General features: G+C 71.0%; 14 protein-coding genes. 9 read left to right on the top strand and 5 right to left on the bottom strand.

What is annotated here, in order from left to right:
- Positions 1-150 precede the first annotated feature (150 nt).
- On the bottom strand, positions 151-1,773 hold the full coding sequence (gene groL / locus C503_RS0112350; protein ID WP_018682517.1) for a chaperonin GroEL: 1,623 nt from the start codon (positions 1,771-1,773) through the stop codon (positions 151-153).
- Positions 1,774-1,953: 180 nt separating this feature from the next.
- The gene (locus tag C503_RS0112345) at positions 1,954-3,207 is read right to left on the bottom strand and encodes a serine/threonine-protein kinase (protein ID WP_026316218.1); all 1,254 of its coding nucleotides are present in this window, start codon (positions 3,205-3,207) and stop codon (positions 1,954-1,956) included.
- 89 nt (positions 3,208-3,296) lie between these two features.
- Here C503_RS0112345 and moeA point away from each other — a divergent pair, with 89 nt between their 5' ends.
- From moeA to C503_RS0112320, 5 genes are all read left to right on the top strand, one after another.
- Positions 3,297-4,511, top strand: coding sequence for a molybdopterin molybdotransferase MoeA (gene moeA / locus C503_RS0112340; protein ID WP_018682515.1), 1,215 nt, complete (start codon positions 3,297-3,299; stop codon positions 4,509-4,511).
- A 48-nt stretch (positions 4,512-4,559) separates the two neighbouring features.
- Entirely contained in the window at positions 4,560-4,841 is a 282-nt protein-coding gene (locus C503_RS0112335) for a GlsB/YeaQ/YmgE family stress response membrane protein (protein WP_018682514.1), read from the top strand.
- 222 nt (positions 4,842-5,063) lie between these two features.
- The gene (locus C503_RS0112330) at positions 5,064-5,780 is read left to right on the top strand and encodes a phosphatidylserine decarboxylase (protein WP_018682513.1); all 717 of its coding nucleotides are present in this window, start codon (positions 5,064-5,066) and stop codon (positions 5,778-5,780) included.
- 4 nt (positions 5,781-5,784) lie between these two features.
- The gene (pssA, locus tag C503_RS0112325; protein WP_018682512.1) at positions 5,785-6,774 is read left to right on the top strand and encodes a CDP-diacylglycerol--serine O-phosphatidyltransferase; all 990 of its coding nucleotides are present in this window, start codon (positions 5,785-5,787) and stop codon (positions 6,772-6,774) included.
- A gap of 77 nt (positions 6,775-6,851) precedes the next feature.
- Positions 6,852-9,098, top strand: a complete 2,247-nt coding sequence (locus tag C503_RS0112320) for an AAA family ATPase (protein ID WP_018682511.1) — start codon at positions 6,852-6,854, stop codon at positions 9,096-9,098.
- A 132-nt stretch (positions 9,099-9,230) separates the two neighbouring features.
- Here C503_RS0112320 and C503_RS0112315 read toward each other — a convergent pair whose 3' ends face one another.
- Positions 9,231-9,869 carry a LytR C-terminal domain-containing protein gene (locus C503_RS0112315; protein ID WP_018682510.1) on the bottom strand — a complete coding sequence of 213 codons (639 nt, stop codon included), beginning with the start codon at positions 9,867-9,869 and terminating at the stop codon, positions 9,231-9,233.
- Positions 9,866-10,192, bottom strand: a complete 327-nt coding sequence (locus tag C503_RS0112310; RefSeq protein WP_018682509.1) for a DUF3263 domain-containing protein — start codon at positions 10,190-10,192, stop codon at positions 9,866-9,868. The genes C503_RS0112315 and C503_RS0112310 overlap by 4 nt, the downstream gene beginning before the upstream one ends.
- Positions 10,193-10,347: 155 nt before the next feature.
- Between C503_RS0112310 and C503_RS0112305 the strand changes: the two genes are divergently transcribed.
- Positions 10,348-10,917, top strand: coding sequence for a peptide deformylase (locus tag C503_RS0112305; protein ID WP_018682508.1), 570 nt, complete (start codon positions 10,348-10,350; stop codon positions 10,915-10,917).
- Between the two features lie 43 nt (positions 10,918-10,960).
- Positions 10,961-11,563, top strand: a complete 603-nt coding sequence (locus C503_RS0112300; protein ID WP_026316216.1) for a LysE family translocator — start codon at positions 10,961-10,963, stop codon at positions 11,561-11,563.
- 12 nt (positions 11,564-11,575) lie between these two features.
- Here C503_RS0112300 and C503_RS43245 read toward each other — a convergent pair whose 3' ends face one another.
- Entirely contained in the window at positions 11,576-12,202 is a 627-nt protein-coding gene (locus tag C503_RS43245) for a hypothetical protein (RefSeq protein ID WP_018682506.1), read from the bottom strand.
- Between the two features lie 188 nt (positions 12,203-12,390).
- Between C503_RS43245 and thiC the strand changes: the two genes are divergently transcribed.
- Both thiC and thiD read left to right on the top strand, forming a co-directional pair.
- A complete protein-coding gene (thiC, locus tag C503_RS0112285) occupies positions 12,391-14,043 on the top strand; it encodes a phosphomethylpyrimidine synthase ThiC (RefSeq protein ID WP_018682505.1) in 1,653 nt (550 codons plus the stop codon).
- Positions 14,040-14,873 carry a bifunctional hydroxymethylpyrimidine kinase/phosphomethylpyrimidine kinase gene (gene thiD / locus C503_RS0112280; RefSeq protein WP_018682504.1) on the top strand — a complete coding sequence of 278 codons (834 nt, stop codon included), beginning with the start codon at positions 14,040-14,042 and terminating at the stop codon, positions 14,871-14,873. Before thiC ends, thiD begins: the two co-directional genes overlap by 4 nt.
- Positions 14,874-14,886 lie beyond the last annotated feature (13 nt).

Genomic DNA, 14,886 nt, shown 5'->3' with positions numbered 1-14,886 from the left:
GCTATTTTTTATGCCGAATTCCCAATGTAGCGCATCCGACCGACGCCCGGCGGGTCTTCCCCGACCCGGTCGCCACCAAACGTGGAAGGCCCGGTCCGCGGAGCGCGGACCGGGCCTTCCGGTGAAGCCGGTGGTGCTAGTCGGCGTGGATCAGAAGTCCATGCCGCCGGTCGGGTCGCCCGCGGGAGCCGCGGACGCCTTCTCCGGCTTGTCGGCCACGACGGCCTCGGTGGTGAGGAACAGCGCGGCGATCGACGCGGCGTTCTGCAGCGCCGAGCGGGTCACCTTGGTCGGGTCCGGCACGCCAGCGGCGAGCAGGTCCTCGTACACGCCGGTGGCCGCGTTCAGGCCGTGGCCCTGCGGGAGGCCCTTGACCTTCTCCACCACGACGCCACCCTCAAGACCGGCGTTGACCGCGATCTGCTTGAGCGGGGCCTCGACGGCGACCTTGACGATGTTGGCACCGGTGGCCTCGTCGCCCTCAAGCTTCAGGCCCGCGAACGCGGCCTCGGCGGCCTGCAGCAGGGCCACGCCGCCACCGGCGACGATGCCCTCCTCAACGGCGGCCTTGGCGTTGCGCACCGCGTCCTCGATGCGGTGCTTGCGCTCCTTGAGCTCGACCTCGGTGGCCGCGCCCGCCTTGATGACGGCCACGCCGCCCGCGAGCTTGGCCAGGCGCTCCTGGAGCTTCTCGCGGTCGTAGTCGGAGTCCGACTTCTCGATCTCGGCGCGGATCTGGTTGACCCGGCCCTGGATCTGCTCGGCGTCACCGGCGCCCTCGACCACGGTGGTCTCGTCCTTGGTGACGACGACCTTGCGGGCCTTGCCCAGCAGCGCGATGTCGGCGTTCTCCAGCTTGAGGCCCACGTCCTCGGAGATGACCTGGCCGCCGGTGAGGATCGCGATGTCCTGCAGGATCGCCTTGCGGCGGTCGCCGAAGCCCGGGGCCTTGACCGCGACGGACTTGAAGGTGCCGCGGATCTTGTTGACGACCAGGGTGGCCAGCGCCTCGCCCTCGACGTCCTCGGAGATGATCAGCAGCGGCTTGCCGGACTGCATGACCTTCTCCAGCAGCGGGAGCAGGTCCTTGACCGAGGCGATCTTGGAGCCGAACAGCAGGATGTAGGGGTCCTCCAGGACCGCTTCCTGACGCTCGGGGTCGGTCACGAAGTAACCGGAGATGTAGCCCTTGTCGAAGCGCATGCCCTCGGTGAGCTCAAGCTCCATGCCGAGCGCGTTGCTCTCCTCGACGGTGATGACGCCTTCCTTGCCCACCTTGTCGAGAGCCTCGGCGATCAGCTCGCCGATGGTGGTGTCGCCAGCGGAGATGGACGCGGTGGCCGCGATCTGCTCCTTGGTCTCCACCTCCTTGGCGGACTTGTGCAGCTGCTCGATGACCGCCTCGACGGCCTGCTCGATGCCCCGCTTCAGGGACAGCGGGTCGGCACCCGCCGCGACGTTGCGCAGACCCTCGCGGACCAGCGCCTGGGCGAGCACGGTCGCGGTGGTCGTACCGTCACCGGCGACGTCGTCGGTCTTCTTCGCGACCTCCTTGACCAGCTCGGCCCCGATCTTCTCCCACGGGTCTTCGAGCTCGATCTCCTTGGCGATCGAGACGCCGTCGTTGGTGATGGTCGGCGCGCCCCACTTCTTCTCAAGCACGACGTTGCGGCCCCTCGGGCCGAGCGTCACCTTGACGGCGTCGGCGAGGGTGTTCAGCCCGCGTTCGAGACCGCGACGCGCTTCCTCGTCAAACGCGATCAACTTGGCCATTGCGGTGTGGTCCTCCATCGGATGGATACACGTAGCGCGGCCAGGCTCGGTGCCCGCGACGGACGACCGCGCCGGGTGCTCCCCCGGCGGGCCTCACCGTCCCGACCTTCTGGCACTCGGGGACCCCGAGTGCCAGAACCGTGTTTAGCACTCGCGGCACCGGAGTGCAAGAAGGCCCGGTCAGGGGGGTGGCACGATGGTGATCGACGGCAACGGCTTGTGCGTGGTCGTGCGCGGTGGGGTGCTCGGCCGGGTGCTGGTGCGCTCCGGCCCGACCGGGATCGACGGCGCCTTCTGCGGGTCCGGGGTGCCCGGGTCGCCCCCGCCGCCGTCACCGCCGATCAGCAGGATGGCGGCCACGATGGCACCGATCGCGACCAGGCCCACGATGACCGGCACGATCCACCGGCTGCCGCTCTTGCGCTCGTCGAACGCGGTGGTACGCACCTGCACCGGCGGGCGCAGCCGCACCGGATCGGACTGGACCGGCTGCGGGAGAGAGTGCGGACCGGTCATGTGCGGCGGCGGATAGTGCTGCCGGATCTGCTCGGCCGGGGCGACCAGGGTGGAGTTCGGACCAAGGTGCATGGGCGGCCTGGGAGGCATACCCGAGAGGGCCTGCCGCGCGGCGGCTACCAGCTTGCGGCAGCTGCTGTAGCGCTGTCCGGGAGTCTTGGCCATGCCGCGCCGGACGACGTCGTCGATGGCGGGCGGTAGCGCGATGTAGTCGGTGAGGGCGGGCACTTCCCGGTTGAGGTGGCCCTGGATGACTTCCGCCACCTGGCCCTGGAAGGGCGGCCTGCCCGTCAGGCACGCGAACAGCACGCAGGCGAGCGAGTACGCGTCGGTGCGCCCGTCGACCGGTTCGCCGCGCAGGTGCTCCGGGGCGGCGTAGGTGGGGGAACCGAGGAAGTCGCCGCCGCGCGTGCGGTGGCCGGTGGCGCCGCGCCGGGTCAGGCCGAAGTCGGCCAGGTAGATGTGCTCGTTGGCCGATTCGCGCGCGGTGACCAGCACGTTGGCGGGCTTCACGTCCAGGTGGACCAGGCCGCGCTCGTGCAGGTTGTCCAGCGCCTCGGCGACCTGGCCGAGCAGGCTCAGCGCGCGCTGCGGGGCTAACGGGCCGTTCTTGATCAGACTGGCCATGTCGGAGCCGTCGACCAGCCGCATGGCGATGTAGAGCAGGCCGTCGACCTCGCCGAAGTCGTAGAGCGGGACCACGTTGGCGTGGTCGATCGCGGAGGTGTTGCGGGCCTCGTCGACGAACCGCTCGCGGAACTCGGGGTCCTCGGTCAGGTGCTCGGCGATCACCTTCAGCGCGACCTTGCGGCCCAGTCTCATGTCGGTGGCCCGGTACATGACGCTCATCCCGCCCTTACCGAGCACCCCGTCGATGCGGTAATGCCCTAGGCGACGCCCGGTGAGGTCCTCCGACACGGAGGCGAGCCTAACGTCCGCCCCGTGACGGCCGCGTCCGGTTCGGTCAGAACGGGACGGGGGAAACACCGAATGCGGACAAAGGCAGGATGGACCGCGTGAACGCCACCATGCCCCCGGGGCGGTACCGGCAGGAGATCTCGGCGTTGGTGCAGCCGATGCCGGTCGTCGCGCGCCCGTTGCACCAGTGCCGAGGGCTCGTGCTCGCGGCGGACGCGGTGGCGGGCGTGTCGCTGCCGCCGTTCGACAACTCGGCGATGGACGGGTACGCGGTGCGAGCGTCCGATGTGGCCGGTGCAGACCCGGACTCCCCAGTGTGGCTGCCGGTCGCGGACGACATCCCGGCTGGGCGGGTGGACCTGCGGCCATTGGCACCGGGTACCGCGCACCGGATCATGACCGGCGCGCCGATGCCCGTGGGGGCGGACGCCGTGGTGCAGGTCGAGCACACCGATGGCGGTACCGAAACCGTGCGGATAGACCGGGCGGTGACGGAACGGACGCATGTGCGTTTCATCGGTGAGGATGTGACGCAGGGGGCGTTGATACTCCAAGCGGGCACGGTTTTGAATCCGCCGCAGATCGGCTTGGCCGCGGCAGTGGGGATAGCCGAATTGCCGGTGCGCAGGCCGCCGCGCGTCTTGATCTTGTCCACCGGTTCGGAATTGGTGGCGCCGGGCGAACCGCTCGTTCCCGGACAGATCTACGAATCCAACAGCGCCTTCCTGGCCGCGGCCGTGGCGGAGATCGGCGGGGAGCCGGTGGTGCTGCGGTTCGTCCCCGACGACGTGGACACCTTCCGCGCGGCGATCGCCGCGCACGCGGCCGACGCGGACCTCCTGGTCACCTCGGGCGGGGTGAGCGCGGGGGCGTACGAGGTGGTGAAGGACGCACTCGCGGGGCACGGCGTGGAGTTCCTGCGGGTCGCGATGCAGCCCGGTGGGCCGCAGGGGCGCGGGGTGTTCGAGGGACTGCCCGTCGTCACGTTGCCGGGTAACCCGGTCAGTGCCGCGCTGTCGTTCGAGCTGTTCATCCGCCCGGCCCTGCTCGGCGCGATGGGACATGCCGCGACGGACCGCCCGCGCGTGCGTGCGAAGGCCACGACCGCCATGACTTCACCGCCCAACCGGGTCCAGTACCGGCGCGGGCGACACGACGCGGGGCGCGTCGAGGTGGTGCCGGTCGGCGGACCGGGATCCCATTTGTTGGCCTCGTTCGCCCAGTCGAACTGCCTGATCGAGATCCCCGCCGGGGTGGCCGAGGTGGGCGTGGGTGACGAGGTCGACCTGATCCTGCTCAGCTGAGACCCCGGTCCGCCCGAAACATCGGCCCACTAGCCGTACGCTGGGCTTATGGGTTTCTTCGCGTGGATCGTGTTCGGGGCGATCGCGGGCTGGGCGGCCAACCTGGTCGTCGGCGGTCGGGGCAGGCAGCGGCAGGGCTGCCTGGTCAGTGTGCTGGTCGGGGTCGTCGGCGCGGCGCTGGGCGGGTTCATCTACCGACTGGCCACCGGCAAGCAGATGACCTTCGAGTTCGACTTCCCGAGCCTCGGTGTCGCCGCGCTCGGTTCCGTGTTGTTGCTGGCCTTGCTGCGCCTGCTCCGCACCGGCCCAACGGATCGCGACCGAAGGTAGTCAATTCCCCACAGCTGATCATTGATCCACCCGAGGGGCGCGGTTAGACTGGGCGGGCTCCACCGTGGGGTATCCCGATGTCGCGGTGCGCCTCGTCGGGGGAAGCGCACACGGCATCGGGTACCCCGCGTTCCTCCAGGTCGCGGCTGCCTTCTCGGCGGCGCGGCCGATAGGCGTAGCGTGTGCGGAAATCCGGCCGACTCGCGAGGAACCCCCGACCAGATGACCGCTCATCCGCCCCAGAAGTCCGGTGCCCTGCGCCACGCCGTGGAGTTGACCAAGAGCATCATCCCGCCGGTGCACCCGGGCGGCCGCCCGTTCATCCTCGGCGCCGCGGTGGCCACCCTGGCCGTACGCAGACTGTCCCGCCGCGCGGGCGTCCCCGCCGCGGTGGTCACCGCCTGGCTGGCGTGGTTCTTCCGCGAGCCGAAGCGGGTCACCCCCCGACGTCCGGGCATCGCCGTGGCGCCCGCCGACGGCACCGTCTCGCACGTGGTCGAGGCCGTCCCGCCCGCCGAACTCAGCCTGGGCGACGCGCCCATGCTGCGGGTCAGCGTGTTCCTGTCGGTCTTCGACGTGCACGTCCAGCGCTCCCCCGCGACCGGCGAGGTGGTGCGCGCGGTGCACAAGGCTGGGCAGTTCCTCTCCGCCGACCTGGACGAGGCCAGCGAGGTCAACGAGCGCAACAGCCTGCACCTGCGCACCGACGACGGCGTCGACCTGGCGGTCGTGCAGATCGCGGGCCTGATCGCGCGACGGATCGTGTGCCAGGTCGCGGACGGGGACAAGGTCCTCGCGGGCGACACGTACGGCCTGATCCGGTTCGGCTCCCGCGTCGACCTCTACGTGCCGACGGGCAGCCGCGTACTGGTCGAACCCGGCCAGCGGACCATCGGCGGCGAGACCGTGCTGGCCGAGTACACGCCCGCGGCGGGCTGAGCCGATGGCCCCGACCTCGCCCGGCGTCCGGCTGCTGCCCAACGCACTGACCGTGCTCGCCATGTGCGCGGGCCTGTCCGCGGTGCAGTTCATCCTCAACCGGCAGTACAGCGCGGCCATCGCGGCGATCACCATCGCGGCCGTGCTGGACAGCCTCGACGGGCGGATCGCCCGAATGCTCGACGCCACCACCAAGATGGGCGCCGAGCTGGACTCGCTGGCGGACGCGATCTCGTTCGGCGTGGCGCCCGCGCTGATGCTCTACCTGTGGCGGTTCGGCGGCGACCGGGTCGGCTGGGTGGTGGCGCTGATCTTCGTGGTGTGCATGATCCTGCGCCTGGCCCGGTTCAACACGCTGCTCGACGACACCGAGCAACCGCCGTACGCCAAGGAGTTCTTCGTCGGCGTGCCCGCGCCCGCAGGCGGCCTGCTGGCGCTGCTGCCGCTGATCCTGACCAACGAGTTCGGCGACCACGGGCACTGGTGGCAGTCCCGGCCCGCGGTGATGGCCTGGACCATCGGCGTCGCCGCGCTGCTGATCAGCCGCATCCCCACGCTGGCGGTGAAGTCCATCCGGGTGTCCCCGCGCGCGGTCGCCCCGCTGCTGGTCGGTGTGGGCCTGCTGGCCGCCGCGGTGATCACCTACCCGCAGATCACGCTGGCCGCCGTGCTGGCCCTCTACCTCGGGCACATCCCGTACGCGGTGCGCCGCAAGCACTGGCTGGCCAACCACCCGGAGGCATGGGACGTGCCGCCGCGCGAGCGCCGGGCGATCCGGCGGGCGCACGGCTCGCAGGTCCGGCTGGGGCTGCGGCCGCCGCTGCGCCGGGTGGCGGGCGCGGCCCGGCGCGCGGTCATGCGGCCGATGCGCAACGGCGACTCGACCCACATCGCCCTGCCCACCGACCCGCGACCGGCCGGTGCGCGCGGCCGCAACTGGCGGCGGACCGGGCTGCGCAAGCACCAGCGACCCGGGGAGTCCAAGTCCCGCTGAGGCTTGTCAACGGCTTCGGTATGGGCCTGTGGACAACCTGGGGCGGCCTCGGCGGGTGAGCCATTAGTCTCGTCGGCGTGGGAACCGAGATCACGCTGACCGCGAGACTGTCACCGTCCGCCCTGGACACCAGGCGCGGCGTCGTCCGGCTGCACCCCGAGGTGTTCGACGCGCTCGGGCTGCGGCAGTGGGACGCCGTCCGCATGGTGGGCGCCCGGATCAGCGCCGCGCTGGCCGCCCTTGGCGAGACCGAGGCCGCAGCCGGGATCGTGCTGCTGGACGACGTGACGCTGTCCAACCTCGGCGTGGTCGAGGGCGCGGAGGTAGTCGTGTCGCCGGTGGCGGTCACGGCCGCGCGGTCGGTGACGGTCGCCGGTTCCCGGCTGGCCTCGGTGTCGCTGCCGCCGGAGACACTGCGCCTGGCGTTGGTAGGCAAGGTGTTGACGCTGGGCGACGCGGTGTCCCTGCTGCCCCAGGACCTGGCCCCGCCACCGGGCGCCGACGTGCCCGCGGTGCGCGGCAAGCTGTCCAGGGCGATCGGCGCCACCTGGACCAACGAGCTGCTCACGGTCACCGCGGTGGAACCGGCGGGCGCGGTCACCGTGCATCCGTCCACTGTGGTCGGCTGGCGCGACGGCGTGCGCACCGGCGAACGCGCCGCCCTGCCGGTGGGCGGCGCACCGGTGGTCTCGACCACGACGGCCCCCGTCACCGAGATGCCGGTCGCGGTGGCGGAGGAGGCCCCGTCGCCGATCCCGACCGCCGACCTGGTCGGCGCACAAGACCAGGTGCGCACCCTCGGCGAGTGGTTCGAACTCGCCTTCACCCGCCCCGACCTGCTGGAACGCCTGGGCGCGGCCGCCCGCCTCGGCATCATGGTCACCGGCCCGGAAGGCGTCGGCAAGGCCAGCGTCGTGCGCTCGGTCGCCCACTCCGCCACCGCGACCGTCGTGGAGCTGGCGGGCCCCACGGTGGCGGTCATGGAGCCGAACGCCGCCGCCGCCCGGGTCGGCGCCGCCATCGAGGCCGTCCGCACGCACAGCACGGCGGACGCCCCGGCCATCCTGATGATCAACGACATCGACGCCCTGCTGCCCGCGACCTCCCCGCCCCCGCTGTCCACCGTCGTCCTGGACGCCCTGCGCACCGCGATCAAGATCCCGCACGCCGCTCTGGTCGTCACCACCGCGCACCCGGAGGCCGTCGACCCCCGCCTGCGCGGCGTCGACCTGGTCGACCGCGAGCTCCGCCTCCCGTTGCCGGACACCAAGACCCGCACCGACCTGCTGCGCGTGCTGTTCCGCGACCTCCCGGTCGAGTCCGGTGTGGACTACGCCGCGCTGGCCGAACGCACCCCCGGTTTCGTGGCCGCGGACCTGGTCGCCCTCCGCCGCGAGTCGGCCATCCGCGCCGCTCTCCGGCACGGCACGGCGGACGACCCGCGCATCGGCGCGGAAGACATGTTCGGCGCCCTGGAAACCGTCCGCCCCACCTCGGTGAGCACCTCCGACACCGTCCGCGCTGGCGACATCCAGCTGGACGACGTCGGCGACATGGTCGAGACGAAACAGGCCCTCACCGAGTCCGTCCTCTGGCCCCTCCGCTACCCCGACTCCTTCGCCCGCCTCGGCGTCGCCCCACCGCGCGGCGTGCTGCTGTACGGTCCGCCGGGCGGCGGCAAGACCTTCCTGGTCCGGGCATTGGCGGGCACAGGCCAACTGAACGTGCTGTCGGTCAAGGGCGCCGAACTGATGGACAAGTGGGTCGGCGAATCCGAACGCGCCGTCCGCGAACTGTTCCGCAAGGCCCGCGAAGCCGCCCCCTCGCTGGTATTCCTCGACGAGGTCGACGCCCTGGCCCCCCGCCGAGGCCAATCCTCCGACTCCGGCGTGTCCGACCGCGTGGTCGCCGCCCTGCTCACCGAGCTCGACGGCGTGGAACCCCTCCGCGATGTCGTCGTGGTCGGCGCCACCAACCGCCCCGAACTGGTCGACCCGGCGCTACTCCGCCCCGGACGGCTGGAACGCCTCATCTACGTCCCACCACCCGACGCCGAGGCCCGCGCCGCCATCCTCCGCGCCACCAGCCGCAACACCCCACTGGCCGACGACGTCGACCTCGACACCTACGCCACCGAACTGGACGGCTACTCGGCCGCCGACTGCGCTGCCCTGGTCCGCGAAGCAGCACTGACCGCCATGCGCGAATCCCTGGAAGCCACCGTCGTCACCGCCGCCCACCTGACCAAGGCCCGCGAGAACGTCCGGCCCTCACTGGACCCCGCCCAGCTGGCTTCCCTGGCGGCCTACGCATCGTCCCGATAAGACACAAGCACCAGGTCGGTCGACGACACCACCAGTCATACCGACCTGGTGCGCATAAAGTCATTCCACCCGATCAAGCCCACCACGAAACCCGCGTCCCAGCGCAATACCGAAGGCGAGCCGACCAACGACCTACTTGTTGTCCTTATCGACCCGATAATCATTGGTCACGATAAGGATCAACCCAGGCCGCGCCCCCTTGATCCCGTCAAACCTCTCCTCAGCCCGAAACCCGAACTCCTGCGCCAACTCCCGCGCAGCAGCCTCCTGCCCGGTCCCGGCCTGCCAATACACCGTCGTGGTAGGAATGTTCCCACTCGAATAAGCACCGATCTCATCGACCGGCCACCCCTCGGCCCCGATCTCCTGCGCCGCCCGAGCCGCCAACCCCTGGATCATGCTGTTGTTGTAGATCCGCAACGGCTCCCGCACCTGCCCACTCGCGGAGGTCCCCGGCGACGGCACCACAGTGCTCGGCACAACAGTGCTCGTCACCACCGGCGGCAACGAGGTCGTAGTCGGCACACCCGGCCCGGACGTCGTCGTAGCCGTCGGCGGCGAACTCGTGAGATCTCCGGTCGTCGGCGGCGAAGTCGTCGGATGCGTGGCGGGCGCCGAGGTCACCGGCGGCGGCGCGGCGGTGTTGTCGTCCCCGCCACCCCCGTCGATGAGCGTGATCACGCCGATCACGGCCGCCGCGGCGGCCACGGCCAACAGGCTCAGGCCCGCTACACGCGCGGTGCGGGCGGATCCGCCGGGTTCGGTTGTCATCGCGGCCTCAGCATCCCCAGCCTGCGGGCGGAGCGGGCGCGACGTCGGGTCTCGCGCATCCGGCGCAGGCGTTTGACCAGCATCGGGTCGGCCTCCAGGGCCTCGGTCTTCTCGATCAAGTCGTTGAGCAGCTGGTAGTAGCGGGTGCTGGACAGGTCGAACAGCTCGCGAATGGCCTGGTCCTTCGCACCCGCGTACTTCCACCACTGCCGCTCGAAAGCGAGGATGGCGCGTTCGCGCTCGCTGAGTCCGCCCACTTCACGTCCGGGGTCCGGCCGCGCGGGCGGCTGGTCCGGCCGGTCGGGCATCTCGGCGGCGTCCATTGGCTCCTCGCCTCACGGGTCGGCTCCGGGCTCGGGCGGGCGGGCCGGTGGCCGGTGCCCGGCGCCAATTACACCACGTCACCCCGGGAAGTGATCGTCACGCCCGCGGCGCGTCCGCCACCTCGGGCCGGGAGCCGGATCTCTAGGCTGGGCCCATGACAGTGCACCCGATCCGGATCGTCGGCGACCCCGTCCTGCACAACCCGACCAAGCCGGTCGAGTCGTTCGACGACGATCTCAAGACCCTGGTCGAGGACATGTTCGAGACCATGGCCGCGGCCAACGGGGTGGGGCTGGCGGCCAACCAGATCGGGGTGGACCTGCGGGTTTTCGTCTACGACTGCCCGGACGACGAGGGCACCCGGCACCGGGGCGTGGTGGTGAACCCGGTGCTGACCACCTCGGAGCGGCCGGAAGGCATGCCGGACCCGGACGACGACTTCGAGGGCTGCCTGTCCGTGCCCGGCGAGACCTACCCGACCGGCCGGGCGAGCTGGGCGAAGGTGACCGGTCAGGACACCGACGGCGCGCCGCTCGAAGTGGAGGGCACCGGTTACTTCGCCCGCTGCCTGCAACACGAGACCGACCACCTGGACGGCCTGCTGTACCTGAACCGGCTGGTGGGCCGCCACCAGCGGGAGGCGAAGCGGATGCTGAAGGCGAACAGGTGGGGCGGGCCTGGCCTGTCCTGGGACCCGGCGGACAGCGAGGACCCGTTCGCCTAAATCCGTTGGCGGGTCGGTGCCGGGCGGGCGCATCATCCACGCCATGACCGGTTCCGGCCTCCTCGCGTTCCTCGTGGCGTCGCTCGTGCTCGCCATGGTCCCCGGCGTGGGCACGGCGATGCTGGTCCGACAGTCCATCCGGGGCGGTAGGCGCGGCGCGTTGACCACGGTCGCGGGCATGGAGTCGGCGGTCGCGTTCTGGGCGGCCGCCGCCGCGCTCGGGCTGTCGGTGTTGTTGCTCGCCTCCGAGGTCGCGTACCAGACCTTGCGCGTGGCGGGTGTGCTGTACCTGCTGTGGGTCGGCGGGAAGGCGCTGTTCGGCAGGCACAAGTCGGCCGATCCGGAGGTGCCGGTCAGCGGTTCCGGCTACCGGGCCGGGCTGCTGGTGAACCTGGCGAACCCCAAGCTGGCGGTGTTCGCGATCTCGTTCCTCCCGCAGTTCGTCGAGCCGGGCGCGCCGCGCTGGGTGCTGGTCGCGTTCGCCGGGCTGTGGGTGCTGGTCGACACGGTCTGGTACCTGCTGATCGTCGCCCTGCTCGGCTACGTCCTGGGCTGGCTGCGCAAGGCGAAGGTCCGCGCGCGGATCGAGCGGCTCTCCGGCGCGGTGCTGATCGGTCTCGGCATCAAGCTGGCCATCGAGTCCTGACGGGCGCCACCGTCAGGCCGTGCGCCAGGGGAGGTCGGCCAGGTCGGCCATGTCCGCCAGGCTGCCCGCCTCGGCCAGCTCGTCCGCCCGGCCCGCGAGCAGGTGGATCCGCACCCGCCCGGCCTGCACCGGTGTCGGTAAACCACCGACCAGCAGGAACGGCAGTACCAGCCGCCAGTAGGTGAGCACGTTGTCGCGGTGGGGGGTGGTGGCGCGCAGCGCGGCCACGGCGAGCCGGAGCATGTGCTCGTTGGCGGTCATCGAGCCGGGCATGGCCGCGTGGTCCCAGGCCCAGCGGGCCTCGTCCGCCTTGGCGCAGTGCACGCAGGCCAGGCCCGCGCCGAGCTCGGCCCGGCAGAGCGGGCAACTCGACTGGCGCATGGCCCAGTCGACACAGGTCCACGGGTGGTCCGCGGGCGCGCCCGCGAGCACGGTGGCCGCCAGCTCGCGCTCGTCGGCCTCGCCGGGCTGTTCGGCGACCAGCGCGTCCCAGTCCGCGCGCCAGTAGGCGTCCACGCGGTCGGCGCAGGTCAGGCAGGTGGGGTAGCCGCGGCCGAGCGGGTCGGCGCAGGCGGGGCACGGCTCGACCGTCTCCGGTCTGGCCAGAAGCCGGGCTCCGGGCGGGTACGGCTGCGGCATGGGGGAACCATAGTGGCTCACTTGGCAGTCCGTGCCCGGCCGGCTAGGGTCGGCCGAGACAACTGAACACACCGCGGGAGCTCGCGCCATGGCGGGCTGAGAGGGCGGCTGGTGTCCCATCCGAGGACCCGGTGCCGCCGACCGATGAACCTGACCGGGTAATGCCGGCGTAGGGAGGATGACCTTTCGTGACCGCTCTTGACGACCGTTCCGTGCGGCCCGCCGTGACCACCGGGCCGATCTCGGGGTCCCACAAGGCCTACCGGGAGACCGCGGACGGGCTGCGCGTCCCCGTCCGGCGCGTCGAGCTCACCAACGGCGAGCACCTCGACCTGTACGACACCTCCGGCCCGTACACCGACCAGGACGCCACCATCGACGTCCACAGTGGACTTCCCGGGTTGCGCGCGGACTGGGTCGCCGAACGCGAGCCGGTGGGTGGGGCGGTGACCCAGCTGGCCTACGCGAAGGCCGGGATCATCACCAAGGAAATGCGGTTCTGCGCCGAGCGCGAAGGCGTCACCGCCGAGTTCGTGCGCGACGAGGTGGCCATCGGGCGGGCAGTGATCCCGGTCAACCGGTGCCACCCGGAGTCCGAACCGGCCATCATCGGCAAGCGGTTCCACGTGAAGATCAACGCCAACATCGGCAACTCGGCGGTATCGTCCTCGATCGAGGACGAGGTGGACAAGATGGTATGGGCCACCCGGTGGGGGGCCGACACCGTGATGGACCTGTCCACGGGTAAACGCATCCACGAAACGCGCGAGTGGATCCTGCGCAACTCCCCCGTGCCTATCGGGACCGTTCCGATCTATCAGGCACTGGAGAAGGTCAACGGCGACCCGACGCAGCTGTCCTGGGAGGTCTATCGGGACACGGTGATCGAGCAGTGCGAACAGGGCGTGGACTACATGACCGTGCACGCGGGCGTGTTGCTGCGGTACGTGCCGCTGACCGCCAAACGCGTCACCGGCATCGTCTCGCGCGGCGGCTCGATCATGGCGGCCTGGTGCCTGGCGCACCACCGGGAGAGCTTCCTCTACACGCACTTCGAGGAGCTGTGCGAGATCCTGCGCACCTACGACGTCACCTTCTCGCTCGGGGACGGCCTGCGGCCCGGCTCCATAGCGGACGCGAACGACGAGGCGCAGTTCGCCGAGCTGCGCACGCTGGGCGAGCTGACACACATCGCCCGCGGGCACGACGTGCAGGTGATGATCGAGGGCCCCGGGCACGTGCCCATGCACAAGATCGCGGAGAACGTCCGACTGGAGGAGGAGCTGTGCGGTGAGGCGCCGTTCTACACCCTCGGTCCACTCGCGACGGACATCGCGCCGGGCTACGACCACATCACCTCGGCCATCGGCGCGGCGCAGATCGGCTGGCTGGGTACCGCGATGCTGTGCTACGTCACCCCGAAGGAGCACCTGGGCCTGCCCAACCGGGACGACGTGAAGACCGGCGTGATCACCTACAAGATCGCCGCACACAGCGCCGACCTGGCCAAGGGGCACCCGCGGGCGCAGGAGCGCGACGACGCGCTGTCCCAGGCGCGGTTCGAGTTCCGTTGGACCGACCAGTTCAACCTGGCGCTCGACCCGGACACCGCCCGCTCGTTCCACGACGAGACGCTGCCCGCGGAGCCCGCGAAGACCGCGCACTTCTGCTCGATGTGCGGACCGAAGTTCTGCTCCATGAAGATCACCCAGGACGTGCGCAAGTACGCTGCGGAGCACGGGCTTTCCTCGGTCGAGGCGATCGAGGCGGGTATGGCGGAGATGTCGGAGGAATTCGTGGAACAGGGCAAGCAGGTCTACCTGCCGGTGATCTCGGAGTGACCACGCCGCCGCGCGCGCTGACGATCGCCGGGTCGGACTCCGGCGGCGGCGCGGGCATCCAGGCCGACCTGCGGACGTTCTTCGCCTGCGGGGTGCACGGGATGACCGCGCTCACGGCGGTGACGGTGCAGAACTCCCTGGGCGTCACCGGGGTGCACACGATCCCGCCGGAGGTGGTGGCCGGGCAGATCGAGGTGGTCGCCACCGATATCGGCGTGCAGGCGGCGAAGACCGGCATGCTCGCCACCGCGGACATCATCACCGCGGTGGCGGGCGCCTGCGACCGGGTCCACATCGGACGGGACGGCCGCACCCCGCTGGTGGTCGACCCGGTCTCCGCGTCCATGCACGGCGACCCGCTGCTGGCCGCGGACGCACTGGACGCACTGCGTGGTGAACTGTTCCCGCGGGCTACCCTGGTCACCCCGAACCTGGACGAGGTCCGGCTGCTCACCGGCATCGAGGTGCGCTCCCGGGCCGAACAGCGAGACGCGGCGCGCGCGCTGGCCGAGTACGGTTCGCGCTGGGTGCTGGTCAAGGGCGGGCACCTGTGGGACGACCCGGAATGCCTCGACCTGCTCTACGACGGCTCGGAGTTCACCGAGTTCGTCGGCCCCCGCTACGCCGTCAAGCACACCCACGGCAGCGGCGACACGCTGGCGTCCACGATCACCTCGGCCCTGGCCAAGGGCGCGGACATGATCAGCGCGGTGCGCGCGGGCAAGGACTTCATCGTCCGCTCCGTGCGCGACGCCTATCCCCTGGGCAGCGGCGTCGGCCCGGTATCCCCGCGCTGGCGGCTACCCGACGCCGACACGTTCCTGACGTAGAACGTGGAACGCC

Source organism: Actinokineospora enzanensis DSM 44649 (assembly GCF_000374445.1).
In the GTDB taxonomy this organism is placed as follows: domain Bacteria; phylum Actinomycetota; class Actinomycetes; order Mycobacteriales; family Pseudonocardiaceae; genus Actinokineospora; species Actinokineospora enzanensis.
Note: the sequence above shows the minus strand (reverse complement) of the source record. Positions and strands in the feature narration are given on the sequence as shown.

Bases quoted from the DNA above. Each gene is read 5' to 3' on its own strand.
- groL (WP_018682517.1), bottom strand. From the start codon at position 1,773: ATGGCCAAGTTGATCGCGTTTGACGAGGAAGCGCGTCGCGGTCTCGAA.
- moeA (WP_018682515.1), top strand. From the start codon at position 3,297: ATGGACCGCGTGAACGCCACCATGCCCCCGGGGCGGTACCGGCAGGAG.
- C503_RS0112335 (WP_018682514.1), top strand. From the start codon at position 4,560: ATGGGTTTCTTCGCGTGGATCGTGTTCGGGGCGATCGCGGGCTGGGCG.
- C503_RS0112330 (WP_018682513.1), top strand. From the start codon at position 5,064: ATGACCGCTCATCCGCCCCAGAAGTCCGGTGCCCTGCGCCACGCCGTG.
- pssA (WP_018682512.1), top strand. From the start codon at position 5,785: ATGGCCCCGACCTCGCCCGGCGTCCGGCTGCTGCCCAACGCACTGACC.
- C503_RS0112315 (WP_018682510.1), bottom strand. From the start codon at position 9,869: ATGACAACCGAACCCGGCGGATCCGCCCGCACCGCGCGTGTAGCGGGC.
- C503_RS0112310 (WP_018682509.1), bottom strand. From the start codon at position 10,192: ATGGACGCCGCCGAGATGCCCGACCGGCCGGACCAGCCGCCCGCGCGG.
- C503_RS0112305 (WP_018682508.1), top strand. From the start codon at position 10,348: ATGACAGTGCACCCGATCCGGATCGTCGGCGACCCCGTCCTGCACAAC.
- C503_RS0112300 (WP_026316216.1), top strand. From the start codon at position 10,961: ATGACCGGTTCCGGCCTCCTCGCGTTCCTCGTGGCGTCGCTCGTGCTC.
- C503_RS43245 (WP_018682506.1), bottom strand. From the start codon at position 12,202: ATGCCGCAGCCGTACCCGCCCGGAGCCCGGCTTCTGGCCAGACCGGAG.